We start from the raw sequence: 16,952 nt of genomic DNA, 5'->3' as shown, positions 1-16,952 counted from the left end.
GGCTCATAGACCGTAGCGGCGCGCCCATGCATCGATCTCGCGGGTCAAAGCCTGCTCGGATTCGGCACTCAGCGGCTGGCGATTGCTGTCATAGACCTCGGCGTTGAGTTCATTGGCCAGCGCGCGCGCTGTGGCCAGCATGTCTGCTACCGCGGCCTGCGGCTTGGCCGGACCGGGCAGAATCATGAACAGTGTCAGCCCCGGCGTCGAAAATCCCTGCTTTTCCGCGGGATCCAGCACGCCCGGCTTGATCAGACTCGCGACCGAGAACACAGCCTCGTCGCTGCCGGCCGCGGGTTCATAGCGGTGATAGATGCGGCGGTCGCCAAACACCAGCGCCTGCCGCTGCAATGCCGCATGAATCTTCGGCCCAAAGATCGCCGTGCCCTCGCGTTCCGCGATCAGCAAGGTGACCAGCTTGTCTTCAGGCTGCGGCGCTGACGGAGCGGCCTCGGAAGCCCGCGGTACCGCGGGACTCTGCAGCAGCGGCGGTACCTGGCCCTCGGCGCCTGCGGTTGGTTTGGCACTGGGAATTCCAGGCATGCCGGGAGTAACGCGCTTGCGCGGTTTGCCGACGCCAAACTCGTCGAACTCGCCACTGCCACCGCCGAACATCTCCAGCTGGTCCAGACCCGCCGCGGGCCCGCTCGGACGCGCATCGCCCCCGATCGGCGGCGCATGCCTGCGACGCGACGACTTCTTGTGCCCACGGTCACGATCGCGCCGCGTAAACAGATAGATCGCGATGACGGCGGCCGCCCCAACGACCAGTAGTGCCCACTGCAATGGAGTCATTCTTGTGTTCCTTGCTCGGTCGCCAACTCGACGGCCTTCTGGATGTCCACACTGACCAGGCGCGAGACGCCGGGTTCCTGCATGGTCACACCGTGCAGCTGCTGAGCCAGCTCCATCGTGATCTTGTTGTGGGTAATGATAATGAACTGGACGTTCTGCGACATTTCTCTGACGATTTCGCAGAAGCGGCCGACGTTGGCGTCGTCCAGTGGCGCATCGACCTCGTCCATCAGGCAGAACGGCGCTGGATTGAGCTGGAACAGCGCCAGCAGCAGCGCCACTGCCGTCATCGCCTTTTCACCGCCTGACAGCAGGTGAATCGTCGAATTGCGCTTGCCTGGCGGCCGCGCCATGACACGCACACCGGTATTGAGCATGTCGTCGCCGGTCAGCTCCAGGTACGCCTCGCCGCCGCCGAACAATTTCGGGAAGCGGTCGCGGAATACGGTATCGACGCGGTCGAAGGTCTGCTTGAACAGTTCCTTGGTCTCGGTGTCGATCTTGTGGATGGCCGACTCCAGCGTCTCCAGTGCCTGATGCAGGTCGTCATGCTGCTCGGTCAGGTAGTTGTCGCGCCCACGCGCCTCTTCGAGCTCTTCGATTGCCGCCAGATTGATCGCGCCAAGGCGCTCGATCCTGCGCGTGATCGATGCCAGCCTGTCTTCCCAGTCCGGCAGCGTGGCCTCCTCGGCAAGCCCCGCAAACAGCGCTTCGCGCTCGAAGCCCGTCTCGGCAATCTGCTCGTCCAGACTTTCGCGATGTGCGCGCAGGTTCTCGAATTCCAGTCGCGCCTGCTGAACGCGTTCGAGCGCGGCATCCTTTTCGACTTCAGCCGCATGTGCCTGCTGGACCGCAGCCTGCAATGCGCGTTCAGTCGCCTCGACCTGCTCGCGGATCGCACGCAGGCCTTCGCGGGCCAGCTGGACCGCGGCACGCGCCTGTTCGACATGCTCGGCGTGATCAGTCAGCGGCGCATCCAGCTGGGCGGCGTTCTGCTCTTCATCCAGCTTGCGGATCTGCAGGTTCTCGCGGCTGGCGGCGATATCCTGCAGCGCCTGCGCCATTGCATCCTGTGCACTGCGTTGCCCGGCCAGCTGAACCTGAAGCTGGCTGCGCGCCTGCTGCGCCTGGGTCAGCGCCAGACGCGCGCGCCCAACCGCATCGCGCTTCTTCTGCAGCTCCTGCTGCATCTGGGTGCGACGATCGCGCAATTCCTGCGCAACCTGTTCCATCGCCAGCAGACGCCCGCGGGCCTGCTCCAGCTCGTCGATCTGCTGCGTGCGTACCTGATCGAGACCGTCAATCTCGCTGCCCAGCGCCTCGGCGCGCGACAGCATCTGTTCCAGCCGTACCGCCTGGGCCTGCCGGAACGCCAGCTTCTGCGCCTGGCGATGACGGAGCTGGTCGAACTTGGAGGCAGTATCGCGTCGCTCCTGTTCCATCGCGTGCGTGCGGCCACGCAGCTCACCCAGAACCTGTTCGCGCTCCAGAACCTGCTGCTGCTGCGAATCGACCTGCGCCTTGAGCTGCTTGAGCAGCTGGCCGCGGGCAATGACGCCGCCCTGGTTGTCGCCGCTGCGCGGATAGCGGCGCCACTGACGCCCGCTCCAGATGCCATCCGGCGTGATCACTGACTCGCCCGGTGACAGTGAAGCCGCCAGTGCTGCCGCTTCAGTCAGATTCTCGGCAACATGAATGCCATTCAGCAGATCCAGCACCGCCAACGGCCCGCTGACTTTTGCCGCGAGTCCATTGCTGCCACGACCCGCCTGGTCCGAAAGCACCGCAATACCGGACTTCGGCCCTTCCAGCAGCGTCGACACGCGCTGACCATAGTCCGGCAGCAGCGGCGCCTGCAGCAGCCCGCCAAGAACCTGCTCGACTGCGGTCTCCCAGCCGTCATCGACCTGCAACGCATCTGCCAGTCGCGGGCACTGCGACAGTTGCTGCTGCTGCAGCCACTGATTCAGGCCGGCGTCATCCTGACGCAGCGCAGCCTGTTGCAAGGTCTCCAGCGAGGCCATGCGGCCGCGCGCGGACTGCAGGGACTGGCGCGTCTCGTGCAGCGCGGTTTCAGCCGCGGTGCGCTCGTCGCGCACCTGCTGCAGATCGCCGTCGATGGTGCGCAAACGTTCTTCGGCGGTACTCAGCTCATCGGTCAGCGACTGCAGCTCGCGATCAGCCTCACTCAGACTGAGCTGGACGGGATCGATATTCAGCGCCGCACATTCAGCCTCCAGCCGCTTCAGACGCTCGTCGGCCTGGAAGCGTGCGCGCTCCAGCTGCTGTACACGGACACGCTCGGCCTCGGTCTGCGAAAGCGGCGTTTCGGCGTCCTGGACGAAACCGTCCCAGCGCCGCTGTTCCTCATGCACACCATCCTCGGCCTCGATCAGCGCTGACTGGCTGTCGGCCTCGTTGCGCTCGGCGGTATCGACCCGACGCTCGAGCTCGACCAGTTCGCGTGCGGCTGCTTCCAGGCGCTGCTGTTCGCGCTGCTGGCGCGCATCAAGCTCGGACAACTGACGATTGATCTGGTCCAGCTCGCGCGCCTTGAGCTGCTTGAGCTCCTGCGCGTGCTGGAAGCTCTGCTCCTGCCGCGCCAGCGCCGCTTCGGCTTCGTAGACCTTGGACTGCTCGGCGTTGAGGGTATGCCCCAGCGCCTTGTTCTCGATCTCGGCAGCGATGCGTGCATCAGTACACTGCGAAACGCGTTGCTTCGCGGATTCCAGGGCCTGATCCAGCTCGATGATGGACGATTCGTGCCCCCCACATTGGGCATCGAACTGACGCATCCGCAGCGCCAGGATCTCAGCCCGCAGCTGACGCTCACCAGATTTGAATTCCTTGTACTTCTCGGCATTGGCCGCCTGCTTGGCCAGCACTTCGACACGCTGCTGGATCTCGCCGCGCAGGTCGTTCAGACGGGCCAGGTTTTCACGGGTCTGCTTGATGCGCGACTCGGTTTCGCGGCGGCGATCCTTGTACTTGGAAATGCCGGCGGCTTCCTCCAGCCACTGCCGCAGTTCCTCCGGCTTGGCCTCGATCATGCGCGAGACCATGCCCTGTTCGATGATCGCGTACTGGTTCTTGCCGCCCAGTCCGGTGCCGAGGAACAGATCGGTGACGTCTCGCTTCAGGCATTTGCTGCCGTTGAGGTAGTACTGCGAACTGTTGTCGCGGACCAGCTCGCGCCGCACCGAGATCTCGGCGTACGCGGCATAAGCGCCGCCGACGGTGCCGTCACTGTTGTCGAAGATCAACTCCACCGAGGCGCGACCGACCGGTTTGCGCGTCTTCGAACCATTGAAGATCACGTCCTCGCTGTCGGCGGAGCGCAGGTTCTTCATGCTGGTCTCGCCCAGCACCCAGCGCACCGCGTCGATGATGTTCGACTTGCCGCAGCCATTGGGCCCCACGACACCGGTCAGATTGGCCGGTAACGGCAATTGGGTCGGGTCCACGAAGGACTTGAACCCGGCGAGTTTGATTCCCGAGAGACGCATGGGTGATGTGGGCCCCGTCCTGCTGCGGACGCTGGTTATGAGTATTGGAGGTCGCGTAGTGTAAATTATGCCGAGCGGCAGGATCATCTGCCATTGATTTCAATTACTTCCGAACCCGCGCGCATGTCTACGCAGCCAACCAAGACCCTTGAGACCTTCCCCAACCCGGCGCCCGGCCGCGATTTCGCGATCCGCATGCGCATGCCGGAGTTCACCTGCCTGTGCCCGAAAACCGGTCAACCTGATTTTGGCACGCTGTATCTGGAATACGTGGCCGACAAGCAGTGCATCGAGCTGAAGTCGCTCAAGCTCTACCTCTGGAGCTTCCGCGACGAAGGCTGTTTCCACGAGGCCGTGACCAACCAGATCCTCGACGACCTGGTCGCAGCGACCAAACCGCGATTCATGCGCCTGACCGCGGTCTTCAACGTCCGCGGCGGCATTTACACCCACGTCAGCGTCGAGCATCGGAAGAAAGCCTGGAAAGGCGAACTGCCGCCGTCGGCCTGGCATGTCGATCCAACCGGAGCGGGGTTCACTCCATGAATTTCGATGCACTGCTGCAGGCACAGTGGTCCGACTACAGCGAGCGCCACCAGGATCGGATCAACCTGCTGATCCACATCGCTGCGGTACCGCTGTTCTGGCTCGGCACCATCAATGCTGTGAGCGCGTTGCTGTTTTCAGGCCTGTTCGCCGCACTCGGCGGCGTGTTGCTGATGGCGCTGGCCCTGTTCGCCCAGGGCCTGGGGCATGACCGCGAAGCGATTCAGCCGGAACCGTTTTCAAACGCCTGGGACTTCGTGCAGCGTATCGTCGCCGAGCAATTCATCACCTTCCCGCGATTCGTCATTTCGGGACAGTGGTGGAAAAATCTGCAGACGGCGACCTGAGGCAACCGGTCGGGGCGCTACGGCGGATATCCGGTAATGCGCCGGATGGCGTGATACAGCGGCCGTAGGCGGCCGTACATCCGCCCGTAAACTTCCCGGTACAGCGCGTCGTATACCGCTACGGCCTCGGGCCGCGGCTCGAAGCGCGCACCCACGCGGGTCATCGCCTGCACCGCCGTTGCATAGTCCGGATAAATGCCCAGCCCCACGGCAGCATTGATGGCGGCGCCCAAGGCGGACGTTTCATAGATCGACGGCCGCTCTGCCGGCAATCCGAAGACATCTGCGGTGATCTGCATGGCCTGATCCGACTGCGATCCGCCACCTGCCACGCGCAGCAGGCGGATCGGCTGGCCGCTGCGTTTCTGGATCTGCTCGCTGCCGCCGCGCAGGCCGTAGATCAGGCCTTCGAGAATCGCCCGATAGAAATGCGCGCGTGTATGCACATCGCCAAATCCGATGATCGCGCCCTTGGCCTCCGGCCCCGGGTCCCGCACGCCAGGCGACCAGTACGGCTGCAGCATCAGCCCCATCGAACCTGGGGGCACATGCCCGATCAATTCGTCGAACAGATCCTCGACCGCGACGCCACGCTCGGCCGCCAACGCCTGCTCGCGATGTGCGAATTCACGCTTGAACCAGGACACCATCCAGAAGCCCCGATAAATCTGGATCTCGGTGTTGTAAGCGCCCGGCAGCGCCGCCGGATAAGGAGGCAGCATGCGCTGAACTTCGAGGTAACGCGCCTGCGTGGTGTTGATGGTGGCCGTCGTGCCAAAGCTGAGTTGCGCGACATCGGGCTCCAACACGCCGCTGCCCAGCACTTCGCAAGCCTTGTCCGCCGCGGCGGCAATCAGCGGCACTCCAACTGGGAGCCCAAGCACCCGTGCGGCATCTGCGGTCAGCGTTCCGAGCACGCTGCCAGGCGGCCGCAAGCTCGGCAGCTGTTCGCGGCGAACCGCCAGCGCCTGCCATTTGAAATCGCCTGGCGCGGCCCAGTCATGTCGGCGGTAGTCAAATGGAATGAAACCCACCTGACAGCCGGTTGAGTCGACATACTCGCCCACCATGCGATGCGTCAGCCAGCCGGACAGCAGCAGGAAATGCGTCGTGTGCCGCCACAGTTCCGGCTCGTGCTGTGCCAGCCAGTTGGCATCCGCCTCTCGCTGCAAATGCTCGATCAGCGGCGTCGCTCCGATCATGCGAAACACGCCACGCCAAAGCGCCGACAGCTTCGGTGGGTCAGTGCAGCGGCGCTGGTCCAGCCAGACAATGGCCGGACGCAGAACTTCGCCGTCTGCGCCGACACAGACCATCGTGGCACGCTGGGTGGTCAGGCTGATCGCGGAAATCTGCTCCGGCCGCACCTCGCCCTGGACCCACAGTCGCTGACAGCAGCGCACGACCGCAGCCCAGTAGACCTCAGGGTCCTGTTCAGCCCACCCCGGCTGCGGTGAACGATAGGTGGGCTCAAAAATTTCCTGCGCCTTGCGCAGCAGCTGGCCCCGCGCGTCGAACACGATCGCACGCGCACTCTGGGTGCCCACATCGATGCTGAGCAGACGGCTCGAGTTCATCGGCACGAAGCCGACTCAGATGCCGGGCGGCGCATGCTGCCGCCGCCAGTACTGTCGATAGGCATCGGACTCGGCCGCACATCGCGCTTCATCCCAGCCCAGCTCTTCAGCGCAGATTTGAAGAATGCGCGGAAGGTAGCTGCTGCCACCATCGGCACACACGAGGCCCAGGCGTGTACGCCGCATCATCAGGTCACTCAGGCACACCACCGCCTCGTGCCGCGCGGACCAGCGCAGCTCGGCCCAGGTATACGGCGTGCTACCGATCGGCTGCAGTTCATCCGCCGGGGTTTCGGCCTGTAACCGAGCTGCCAGCGCACCGAAGCGGCCCTGAAGTCGACGGCCGTGATGCGTGTCGACGGGATTGTCGGGTTGCTGGAAAACCGGCCGTTCGGGGCCCGGATCCAGTTGTGGCAACTGCTTTGCAGCCTCGCGCAATACCTGACGCGCGGTCACTCTGAACGTGGTCAGCTTGCCTCCGGTGATACCGACCAGACCGGGCTGCTGCCACATTGCCGATTCGCGCGACTCCGCTGAAGGATCCGCCTTGCCTCCGTCAACGATCGGGCGCACGCCGGAATAGCTCGCCAGCGCGTCGCTCGCACGCAATCGCAATGCGGGAAACTGGCGATCCAGCGCCTCGATCAGGTAATCGACCTCGGCAGGATTGATGACCGCCTGATCTGGAGTTCCCAGGTGATCGAGATCGGTGGTGCCATACAGCACCGCACCTTCCCATGGATACGCGAAGACCGGCCGCTGGTCACGCGGATGAAGCCAACCCACGGCCTCTGTCAGGGGCCACCGCGCACTCGGAAATACCAGATGGCTCCCACGCAGAGGGCGCAGCTTAGGCGCCCCTGCCGGAGCACCCGGTATATCGGACGCCCAGGCGCCCGTTGCATTGATCACGACACCGGCACCGATTTCGCGCTGCTGCCCGCTCAGACTGTCAATCAACTGCACGCCGCTGACACGGCCGCCCTCAGAACGCAGCTGCGCCCGGGTGTAGTTCAGCACATCGGCACCGGCGGCCCGTCCTTCAAAGATCAGACGCAAGACCAGACGCGCGTCGTCAGTGCGCGCATCTTCATAGGCCACGGCACCGAGCAGGCGATCGGGTGCCAATGCCGGCACTCGCTTGAGTGCGGCATTTTGATCAAGCCAGCTCGAACGGCGTACGCCGCCCATCAGGTCGTAAATCAGCAGGCCCATCTGCATCAACCAGCGACCTGGCTTGGCACCGGCGTAGATCGGCATCAGAAATGGCTGCGGATCGATCAGGCCGGGAGCCTCGCGCATCAGGCGCTGGCGTTCGCGCACAGACTCCAGGGTCAGCCGCCATTGGCCATTTTTAAGATAGCGCAGGCCGCCGTGTACCAGCTTCGACGACCAAGACGAGGTTCCGGACGCGAAGTCGCGCGCCTCCACCAGCAGGACGCTCGTACCGCGCCCACTGGCCTCGCGCAGGATGCCGGCGCCAGTGATGCCGCCTCCGATGATCACCAGATCGTAATGATCGCGCAGATGTGACAACTCGATGCGTGAGCTCATGGGCGCGCCTCAACGCGAATTGCGAGCATTACAGAAACAACTTTCCGGGATTCATCATGCCGTCCGGATCGATATCGCGTGCCGCAGCGCGAATCAAATCGATGCCCAGTGCACCTTTTTCGGCCGGCAGATACGGCGCGTGATCGACTCCAACGCCGTGCTGATGGCTGATCGTCCCGCCTTGCGCAACGATCGCCTCCGACACTCGAGTTTTCAGCTGGCGCCAGCGCTGCAGATCGGCGTCCGGATCACCCGCCGACCTGAACACGAAGGTTGAATAGATACTGCAGCCCTGGCGATACATATGTGAAAGGTGCGTGAACGCATGGACGCGTTCGTTCTCTGCCTTCAAGGCCTCCGCAGCGGCAGACTCGATCGCGCGCATGGTGCTGGTCACCTTCGGCCAATTGACCGAAGTCTCAACCGTGTCGGCCGCATATCCCAGGTCCCACAGCGAATTGCGCAGCAGCGGACCGCGGAATCGGTTCTTGGCCCAGGCCTGCCCCATTGCCTTGCCGACATGGACACCGCGGAACCGCTTGGCGACTGTAAGCGCCTCACGACGCATTCGACGACATTCGGCCTCGCTCCCGGTCAATCCCATGACCATCATGCACTGCCCCTGCTGAATGCCGCGCATCCCGAGGTAGCGCTGCAGCCAGCGAATCAGTTTGGGATGCCCGGCCAACTGCAGCTGGGTGTCAGTCTCGACTTCATTTGAAACACGCAACATCGACAACGGCAACTCTGCCTGCGACAACGCGCGGACACCTTCGAGCGCCGCCTCCCAGCCAGGGAAGAACACGACATGAAAGTATTCGCACTGCGGTAGCCGACGTAAGCGCACATCGACCTCCGTCAGCAGGCCAAGCCGTCCTTCGCTGCCCATGACCCATTCACGCAGATCAGGCCCCGCAGACGATGCCGGCACGCCGCCGACCCGCAACTCGCCGCGCGGGGTCGTCAGACGGCCGCCAGCAAACAACTGCTCGATGCGCCCGTAGCGCAGCGACTGCTGTCCAGACGATCGGGTCACTACCCAGCCGCCCACGGTTGAATATTGATAGGACTGCGGGAAATGGCCGAGCATGAATCCATGCGCGCGCAGCTGCGCTTCAACCTGCGGCCCCGGAGTTCCTGCGCCAAACGTCGCCTGGTAACTCCTGTCGTCCAGCGACATCAGCCGGTGCATCCGCTCCAGCGAGATATTGACGACCGGCCGGTCGTCCTGCGGTACGTTCAGATGGCCGACGACACTGGTGCCGCCACCGTACGGCACGACCGTTGCGCCCAGCTTGCGCGCTTCTGCCAGCGTACGCGCAGCATCGTCGTGGCTTTCCGGCAAGGCAACGCCGTCGGCGAACGGACCCATTCGGCCGGCGCGCATCGCGACCCAATCGGGGAAGCTGTGCCCGCGCGCATGCAGCAGACGCTGGCGCGCATCCGTTTTGATCAGTGGCGATTCGGAGATGCGGCTCGACGGAACTGCCGCAAGGGCTGCCTCAAGCGTCGCATCCGCGCGCGGATTTCCCGGCCCCAGCCGCTCACGCAAAAAAGCGCGCGCATCCTCGTTGAGCTCGTGATGATCATTCTCGTCACCCCACCCGTTCCAGCGTCGCATGCTCACCCCCGGCGTTCTGCGGAAGGCGAGTATATCGAGCCACGGTGAAGCTGCGCGGCTCGGTGGCGAGAGACCTAGGCAGCGCGAGCGTGCGCAGCACCGTATTTTCGATTGATCTGCTTCAGGGTCTCAATCGTGACCCAATTCGGCCCGTCAAAGCTCCCCTTCAGAAGCGCCGCTGGAGCACCCGGCTCCCCGAGACAGCTGACGACCAATCGCGCATCCGCGAAGTTCTGTTCCAGAGTGTCACTATTGACCGTGACGACTGCCGGCACGCCGGCTGCAGTTGCCGCCTTCAGCCCCATCTCGGAATCTTCGAGCGCCACGCATTCATCGGGACTGACACCCAGCCGCAGCATCGCGAGCCGATAGACATCGGGTGCCGGTTTCTTGCAGTGCACTTCCTCACCGCTCGCAATCACTTCGATTTCAGCTGCGAGCTCCGGACCCATGCAGTACTTCAGCACGGGCTTCAGCGTTTTCAGGCTGGCATTGGTCACGATCGCGAGCTTCAGATTGTTGCTGCGCGCTTCGCGCATGATGCGTGCGATCCCAGGTCGCAATGGCACACGGCCTTGGCGCATGCGTCGGCGAAAATATTTCGATTTGAGTTCATGCACTTTGGCGATCCAGGCATCCAAACAGGCGTCCGCCTCGGCCTGCTCCGCACCCAGGTCAGGGTGATAGTGCTGAACGTAGTATTTCAGACGCTCGCGCCCTCCGGGCTGCTTCAGCAAGCGTCGATACAGCTTGGGTCCCCAACGAAATTCGAGGCCCAGTTTGCGGAAGGCCCGGTTGTAGGCTGGCCGGTGCCCCAGAGCTTCTGTATCGGCAAGTGTGCCGTCGACATCAAACAGTACGGCCCGCAAAGTCATCGCCGCCTCCGTATCGCGTAGACGGTTCTAGGGCAAGGTTCTTCCGGTTCCATTTAAGCTGGCTTTGATCAGGATGCGCGCTGGACTTAATGTAGCATGCGACGGCGCTCAATCCGTGAAACGGCGCACATCGTCAACATGCACCATTCTCCATCCAACCCGCCCGCCACTCCGTATCGGGGACGCTTCGCGCCAACCCCAAGCGGACCGCTGCATCTCGGTTCACTGCTGACCGCAACGGCGAGTTACCTTCAGGCGCGCTCCATGAGTGGGCAATGGCTGCTGCGCATTGACGATCTGGATCAGCCACGCTGCGTTCCCGGCATTGACTCGCAGATTCTGCGTCAGTTGGAGCGCCATGGATTGCACTGGGATGCATCACCGCGTTATCAGCGGCGGCATCTGGACGAATACCAGTCTGCTCTGGCGACCCTGGAACAGCACAGCCGGCTATATGCCTGTCGCTGCACCCGGGCGCAACTGCAACACAGCGCGCACGACGGACCGGATGGCCCCGTGTATCCAGGCACCTGCCGCGATCTTGACTTGCCTCACGCTGGACATGCTTTGCGGCTCCGTATTGCAGAGGGACAGCTGCAATTCGTCGACGCCTGGCAAGGCCTGCAAGTCCGTAACGCAGCACACGAGATCGGTGATTTCACCGTGCGCCGCGCAGACGCGGTCATCGGCTACCAACTGGCCTGTGCGGTTGACGAGCACGCTCAGTGCATCACTGAAGTCGTGCGCGGCGCCGACCTGCTGGGATCGACCTTCCGACAATTACAGGTGATGGCCGCACTTGAATTTGCCCCTCCACAATACCGGCATCTGCCGGTCCTTCTGGATGCACGCGGACTCAAGCTGTCGAAGCAGAACCATGCCGACCCCCTGGATGAGCGCAAACCCGGCGCCAACCTCGCGCGATGTCTGCAGTGGCTTGGACAGCAGCCGCCGGTCTCACTGTTGTCAGCATCAGCGCAGGAAGTGTTGAACTGGGGAGTTGCACACTGGCGCAGCGACGCGGTTGCGACCGTCCGGCACCCCACGGTGGAGGGTGCGCACTGATTCTGGCATGATGCTATGCAGCATTTCAGTGCAACATTCCATGTGAATTAGGGCCTTATGACTGATCTTCGTGTCATCAAGAAGTACCCCAACCGGCGTTTGTACGATACCCATATCAGCCGCTACATCACGCTGGAGGAAATCCGCAAGCTGGTGCTGCAGAACATCGCCTTCCGAGTCGAGGACAAGCGAACACACGAAGACATCACGCGCAGCATTCTGCTGCAGGTGATCGCGGAGCAAGAAGAAGGCGGTGATCCGATTTTCACAACTGAACTGCTGGAGTTCATCATTCGCTATTACGGCGATCCAATGCAGAACAGTATCGGACGTTATCTCGAACTCTCCGTCGAACTGTTTCAGCAGCAACAGCAGCACTTTTCGGATCAGCTGAAGGATCTGCTCGGCCAGGCGCAGCAACCGATTCACGCACTCAAAGAGCTCGCCGAGAAACAGGTTCCGATCTGGCGCTCGGTGCGGCGCGAGTTCCTGCACAACCTGACCACGACGGCGAAATCGATCAAACGCCGCGCCGGACTGGACGAAGAAGCCATCAGCGAAACGCAGAAGTCAGACAGCTAGGGCATGAAGCCCGAATCTTCGGCGCTTGTCGCTGATGCACTCGGGCACAAGAAGTGACACCTGCGTCACATATTGAGCGCATTTCAATAATAAGTTCTTGTTTTTGTTTGACTTAAATATTCGTTTATTTCGTTGACATCGAAGTAAGTCATCCCTATACTGCACTGCAACATGACGCGGAAACGAAAAACCCGGTGAAGCCGGGGCTCGACCGGGTCAGTAAAGTCTCCTCCAGAAAGGCCAAGCGCCTTTCTCGCACTTTGCCCCCCTCCCCTGGGGGGTATTTTTTTGTCCGTCTATATGCGCTACCGGGAATTCCGGCAGATGCCATGACGGATCGACACTGTCTTCAAACTGAAAAGGGCCGGCCACCGAAACGGAGGCCGACCCTTGCTGCATGCAACTACTCTGCGGCAGCTTCTTCTGACGCCGCTTCCTTCATAGACAGACGAATCTTGCCGTCGCGGCTGACTTCCAGCACCTTGACGCGCACGGTCTGCCCTTCCTTGACGACCTCATCAACGCGCTCAACGCGCTTTTCGGCCAGCTGGGAGATGTGAACCAGACCATCTTTGCCCGGAGCAATCGTCACGAACGCGCCGAAGTCCATGATCTTGGCCACCTTGCCCTCATAAATCGCGCCGACCTCGACATCGCGTGTCAACGAATTGATGCGATCAACTGCAGCCTGCGCCGCGGCGCCATCAACCGCAGCAATCTTGATAGTGCCATCGTCGCTGATGTCAATCTGCGTACCGGTTTCCTTGGTGATCGACTGAATCGTCGAGCCACCCTTACCGATCACTTCGCGAATCTTGTCCGGATGAATCTTGATCGTGGTGATTCGCGGCGCATGCGGCGAAAGATCCATGCGCGCTTTCGGCAGCACCTGCTCCATCGCCTCAAGAATGTGCATGCGTGCATCCTTGGCCTGCTGCAGCGCCTGCGCCATGATTTCGCCGGTGATACCGGTGATCTTGATGTCCATCTGCAGCGCGGTGACGCCATCACGCGTACCGGCAACCTTGAAGTCCATGTCGCCCAGGTGATCTTCATCACCCAGAATGTCAGTCAACACTGCCCACCGGCTGCCCTCGAGAATCAGGCCCATCGCAACACCCGCCACCGGCGCCTTGATCGGCACGCCCGCATCCATCAGGGCCAGACAGGCACCGCAAACCGATGCCATCGAGGAAGAGCCATTGGATTCGGTGATTTCCGATACAACGCGCACGACGTACGGGAATTCCTTGTCCAGATCCGGCATCACCGCCGCGACACCGCGCTTGGCCAGACGTCCATGACCGATCTCGCGACGCTTGGGTGCGTTCATGCGCCCGGTTTCGCCGACGCAGTACGCCGGGAAGTTGTAGTGGAACATGAAGTGCTCATGCCACTCGCCACTGATCGCATCCATGATCTGGTAGTCCTTGCCGGTGCCCAGCGTGGTTACCGCGATCGCCTGTGTTTCACCGCGCGTAAACAGCGCCGAACCATGCGCACGCGGCAGCACGCCGGTCTGCATCGCCAGTGGACGCACGGTCGTGCGATCACGGCCGTCAATGCGCGGCTGCCCGTCAAGGATGCGATGACGCACGACCTTGGCTTCGATGTCATGCAGCTCGGTCTTCAACTGATTTTCGCTAAACGGCGCATCGGCCGGGCGCGCAGCAACTGCGTCCGCGCGAATCTCGCCCATGGCCGCGTAGCGGCTCTGCTTGTCCATGATGGAGTACGCAGCAGCGATGCGCTCTTCGTACGACTGCGCAAACGCCTGCACCGAAGTGCTGTCCGCAGCGCTCCAGTCCCACTTCGCCTTGCCGGCTTCAGCGGCAAACTCGTTGATGGCCTGGATCACCGCCTGCATCTGCTCGTGCCCAAACAGAACCGCCCCCAACATCACCGCTTCGGACAGCATCTGGGCTTCGGATTCAACCATCAGCACCGCATCCTTGGTGCCGGCGACGATCAGCTCCAGCTCCGAAGTCTTCAGCTCTGTGGCGCTCGGGTTCAGCAGATAGTGACCGTCCTTGTAACCGACCTTGGCAGCACCGATCGGACCGAGGAACGGCACGCCCGACAATGCCAGCGCGGCGGACGCACCGATCATCGCAGGAATTTCACCGTCGACTTCCGGATTCAGCGACATCACCGTCGCCACGATCTGAATTTCGTTACGGAAACCCTCCGGGAACAGCGGACGAATCGGACGGTCGATGAGGCGCGAAGTCAGTGTTTCCTTTTCAGTCGGACGCCCTTCACGCTTGAAGAAGCCACCGGGGATGCGTCCGCCGGCGTAGAACTTCTCCATGTAGTCGACGGTCAGCGGGAAGAAATCCTGATCCGGCTTTGCTTCCTTCTTTGCCACGACAGACACCATGACAACGGTTTCGTCAACGCTGACGATCACCGCTGCGGTGGCCTGGCGTGCGATCGCACCGGTTTCGAGAACAACAGTACGGTCCCCGAATTGGAAAGTCTTGCGCACGGGCGCGGTCAAGGTGGCTGGAATCGCCATGGTTGTTATCTCACTTGTTCGTATATTGGCGCAGCGTCGAAGACGCGGCTCCGATGGGAATCGCGTGCGCACTTCAGCTCAACGACGGGTTCTACACGCGAATAAGCACCGCCCGACGCGGACTGCGCGTCACGAGACGATGCTGAAATTTCGCCGCACAAAACAAAAGACCCCAGTGATACCCTGGGGCTCACTGAGGGTCTTCCGGCAGCAGGCGCAATGCGCTTAGCTCGTGCGGATCAGCGGCGCAGGCCGAGCTCGGCAATGAGCTTGACGTAGCGCGCCTCATCCCGGCTCTTCAGATAGTCCAGCATCTGACGACGCTGGTTGACCATCTTCAGCAAGCCGCGGCGCGAATGATTGTCCTTCTTGTGCTTGTCGAAATGCGGCGCCAACGTGTTGATCCGCTCGGTCAGCAGGGCAACCTGCACTTCCGGCGATCCCGTATCGTTACTGGCCCGGGCGAATTTCTGGACAACGCCCGCTTTGTGTTCCACTGTCAAACTCATGCCTACCTGCTCCGAAACTCTAAATTTTTTCGATCTTTACAAAGTCCGCTATTTTAGCGTTCTTCGGCATACCATCACAAGGGCATCACCCCGCAGTCAACCAGCGCCGCGGTAAAAGACGCCCCAGACCGTCAGATTCCGCCAGCCCGAGCAGTTGCCCCTGCTGATTCAGCACCGCAAACCGGGCCTGATTCGGCGGCAGATCGCTCAGCTCGACCGCCCGGCCATGAGCCAGCTTGCGCTCCTGCTCAGCATCGACCCGCAGTTGCGACCAATGAGCGACACCTTCCGCGGGCGTCAGCAGCAAACGGTCAATCGCCTCGAGCCCTCCCGAGTCCAGCGTCTGCTGAAGCGTTTCGAGCGAAACCGGCGCTTGGCTGGAAAACGGCGCCACCGACAGACGCCGCAGCCCCGCAAGAAATGCACATTGCCCGACCGCGGTCGCGATATCTTCCGCCAAAGTCCGGATATATGTGCCTTTTGAGCAATGCACCCACAAATCGAATTCGGGTGTGTCGAATGACTCGATGCGCAATCCGTGAATGGTCACCGGACGCGCCTGACGTTCGACCTCAATCCCCTGGCGCGCGAGCGCATACAGCCGCTCTCCACCCTGCTTCAACGCGGAATACATCGGCGGAACCTGAAGAATCTCGCCAAGAAAGCGCGGCAGGACCGCTTCAATTTCCGCCAATCCCGCAGACACTTCGGCTGACGCGATGACTTGACCCTCAGCGTCCCCGGTATCGGTACGCTGGCCCAGTCGCACGCGCGCGCGGTAGATCTTGTCCGAATCGAGCAGCACCCCGGACAGCTTGGTCGCCTCGCCCAGACAGATCGGCAGCATTCCTGTCGCCAGCGGGTCCAGACTGCCGGTATGCCCAGCCTTGTCGGCTTGATACAGAAACTTGACCCGCTGCAACGCCTGGTTCGAGCTCAAACCCAACGGCTTGTCGAGCAGCAAAATGCCGCTCACCGGCCGTCTCGGCCGCCTTGGCTTGCTCATCCCCAGCTAGCCAGCGTCGTCCGGACTCGGCTCCGACGGAACCCGATCCCCAGATGTCCCTGCATTCTCTGCCGCACGCTCGGCATCTCGCCGCACGGCGTCCCGGATCAGCACATTCATGCGATCGGATTGACGCATTGCCACGTCCGGCACAAATCGCAGCATCGGCGTGTAACGCAGGCGAAGGTTTACCCCCAGCGCACGCCGCAGGCGCCCTGCAGCATGGTTAAGCCCCATGACCGCCTCCGCCAGACGTGCATCATCTCCGAGCAAGCTCACCGAAATTTTTGCGCTCCGCATATCCGGCGAAACATCCGCCTCGGTGACGGTAACCCCAAGCACACGCGGATCTGACAAGTGCGTACGAATGAGTGCAGCGAGCTCAGTCCGCAACTGCGTGTTCAGACGAACCTTTCTGGAATATTCCTTCACACCATCTCGCGCAGAATGA

14 protein-coding genes are annotated in these 16,952 nt (G+C 62.1%); 4 read left to right on the top strand and 10 right to left on the bottom strand.

The annotated features are described in order from the left end of the window. Window positions 1-3: 3 nt before the first annotated feature. Entirely contained in the window at window positions 4-795 is a 792-nt protein-coding gene (locus E4T66_RS08170; protein ID WP_136848513.1) for a cell division protein ZipA, read from the bottom strand. After that, on the bottom strand, window positions 792-4,301 hold the full coding sequence (gene smc / locus E4T66_RS08165; RefSeq protein ID WP_169577541.1) for a chromosome segregation protein SMC: 3,510 nt from the start codon (window positions 4,299-4,301) through the stop codon (window positions 792-794). Before smc ends, E4T66_RS08170 begins: the two co-directional genes overlap by 4 nt. Window positions 4,302-4,424: 123 nt before the next feature. Here smc and queF point away from each other — a divergent pair, with 123 nt between their 5' ends. Together queF and E4T66_RS08155 are read left to right on the top strand one after the other, a co-directional pair. Beyond that, window positions 4,425-4,847, top strand: a complete 423-nt coding sequence (gene queF, locus E4T66_RS08160) for a preQ(1) synthase (protein ID WP_136848511.1) — start codon at window positions 4,425-4,427, stop codon at window positions 4,845-4,847. After that, on the top strand, window positions 4,844-5,194 hold the full coding sequence (locus E4T66_RS08155) for a DUF962 domain-containing protein (protein WP_136848510.1): 351 nt from the start codon (window positions 4,844-4,846) through the stop codon (window positions 5,192-5,194). Before queF ends, E4T66_RS08155 begins: the two co-directional genes overlap by 4 nt. A 17-nt stretch (window positions 5,195-5,211) precedes the next feature. On the opposite strand, the gene E4T66_RS08150 is transcribed toward E4T66_RS08155, so the two are convergent. The 4 genes from E4T66_RS08150 to E4T66_RS08135 all read right to left on the bottom strand — a co-directional run bounded on the left by E4T66_RS08150 (window position 5,212) and on the right by E4T66_RS08135 (window position 10,821). Beyond that, window positions 5,212-6,771: an FGGY-family carbohydrate kinase gene (locus E4T66_RS08150; RefSeq protein WP_136848509.1), complete on the bottom strand. Its 1,560-nt coding sequence runs from the start codon at window positions 6,769-6,771 to the stop codon at window positions 5,212-5,214. Between the two features lie 15 nt (window positions 6,772-6,786). Beyond that, the gene (locus E4T66_RS08145) at window positions 6,787-8,325 is read right to left on the bottom strand and encodes a glycerol-3-phosphate dehydrogenase/oxidase (RefSeq protein WP_136848508.1); all 1,539 of its coding nucleotides are present in this window, start codon (window positions 8,323-8,325) and stop codon (window positions 6,787-6,789) included. Between the two features lie 28 nt (window positions 8,326-8,353). Next, on the bottom strand, window positions 8,354-9,946 hold the full coding sequence (locus tag E4T66_RS08140) for an FAD-binding oxidoreductase (protein ID WP_136848507.1): 1,593 nt from the start codon (window positions 9,944-9,946) through the stop codon (window positions 8,354-8,356). Window positions 9,947-10,020: 74 nt separating this feature from the next. Beyond that, window positions 10,021-10,821 carry an HAD-IA family hydrolase gene (locus E4T66_RS08135; RefSeq protein ID WP_136848506.1) on the bottom strand — a complete coding sequence of 267 codons (801 nt, stop codon included), beginning with the start codon at window positions 10,819-10,821 and terminating at the stop codon, window positions 10,021-10,023. A 96-nt stretch (window positions 10,822-10,917) separates the two neighbouring features. Between E4T66_RS08135 and gluQRS the strand changes: the two genes are divergently transcribed. Both gluQRS and phaR read left to right on the top strand, forming a co-directional pair. Then, a complete protein-coding gene (gene gluQRS / locus E4T66_RS08130; RefSeq protein WP_211242819.1) occupies window positions 10,918-11,886 on the top strand; it encodes a tRNA glutamyl-Q(34) synthetase GluQRS in 969 nt (322 codons plus the stop codon). A gap of 57 nt (window positions 11,887-11,943) precedes the next feature. After that, a complete protein-coding gene (phaR, locus tag E4T66_RS08125; protein ID WP_136848505.1) occupies window positions 11,944-12,468 on the top strand; it encodes a polyhydroxyalkanoate synthesis repressor PhaR in 525 nt (174 codons plus the stop codon). A 403-nt stretch (window positions 12,469-12,871) separates the two neighbouring features. Here the strand turns inward: phaR and pnp are convergent, their stop codons facing one another. The 4 genes from pnp to rbfA all read right to left on the bottom strand — a co-directional run bounded on the left by pnp (window position 12,872) and on the right by rbfA (window position 16,933). Next, entirely contained in the window at window positions 12,872-14,986 is a 2,115-nt protein-coding gene (pnp, locus tag E4T66_RS08120; protein ID WP_136848504.1) for a polyribonucleotide nucleotidyltransferase, read from the bottom strand. A 239-nt stretch (window positions 14,987-15,225) separates the two neighbouring features. After that, window positions 15,226-15,495 carry a 30S ribosomal protein S15 gene (gene rpsO / locus E4T66_RS08115; RefSeq protein WP_136848503.1) on the bottom strand — a complete coding sequence of 90 codons (270 nt, stop codon included), beginning with the start codon at window positions 15,493-15,495 and terminating at the stop codon, window positions 15,226-15,228. A gap of 85 nt (window positions 15,496-15,580) precedes the next feature. Beyond that, window positions 15,581-16,501, bottom strand: a complete 921-nt coding sequence (gene truB, locus E4T66_RS08110; RefSeq protein WP_136848502.1) for a tRNA pseudouridine(55) synthase TruB — start codon at window positions 16,499-16,501, stop codon at window positions 15,581-15,583. A 6-nt stretch (window positions 16,502-16,507) separates the two neighbouring features. Continuing rightward, complete coding sequence (gene rbfA, locus E4T66_RS08105) at window positions 16,508-16,933, bottom strand: 30S ribosome-binding factor RbfA (protein WP_136848501.1); 426 nt, start codon at window positions 16,931-16,933, stop codon at window positions 16,508-16,510. Window positions 16,934-16,952: the final 19 nt, after the last annotated feature.

The organism is Sinimarinibacterium arenosum (assembly GCF_005047655.1).
GTDB lineage: Bacteria > Pseudomonadota > Gammaproteobacteria > Nevskiales > Nevskiaceae > Solimonas.
The sequence above is the reverse complement of the archived record's forward strand: the minus strand, read 5'-3'. Positions and strand labels throughout refer to the sequence as shown.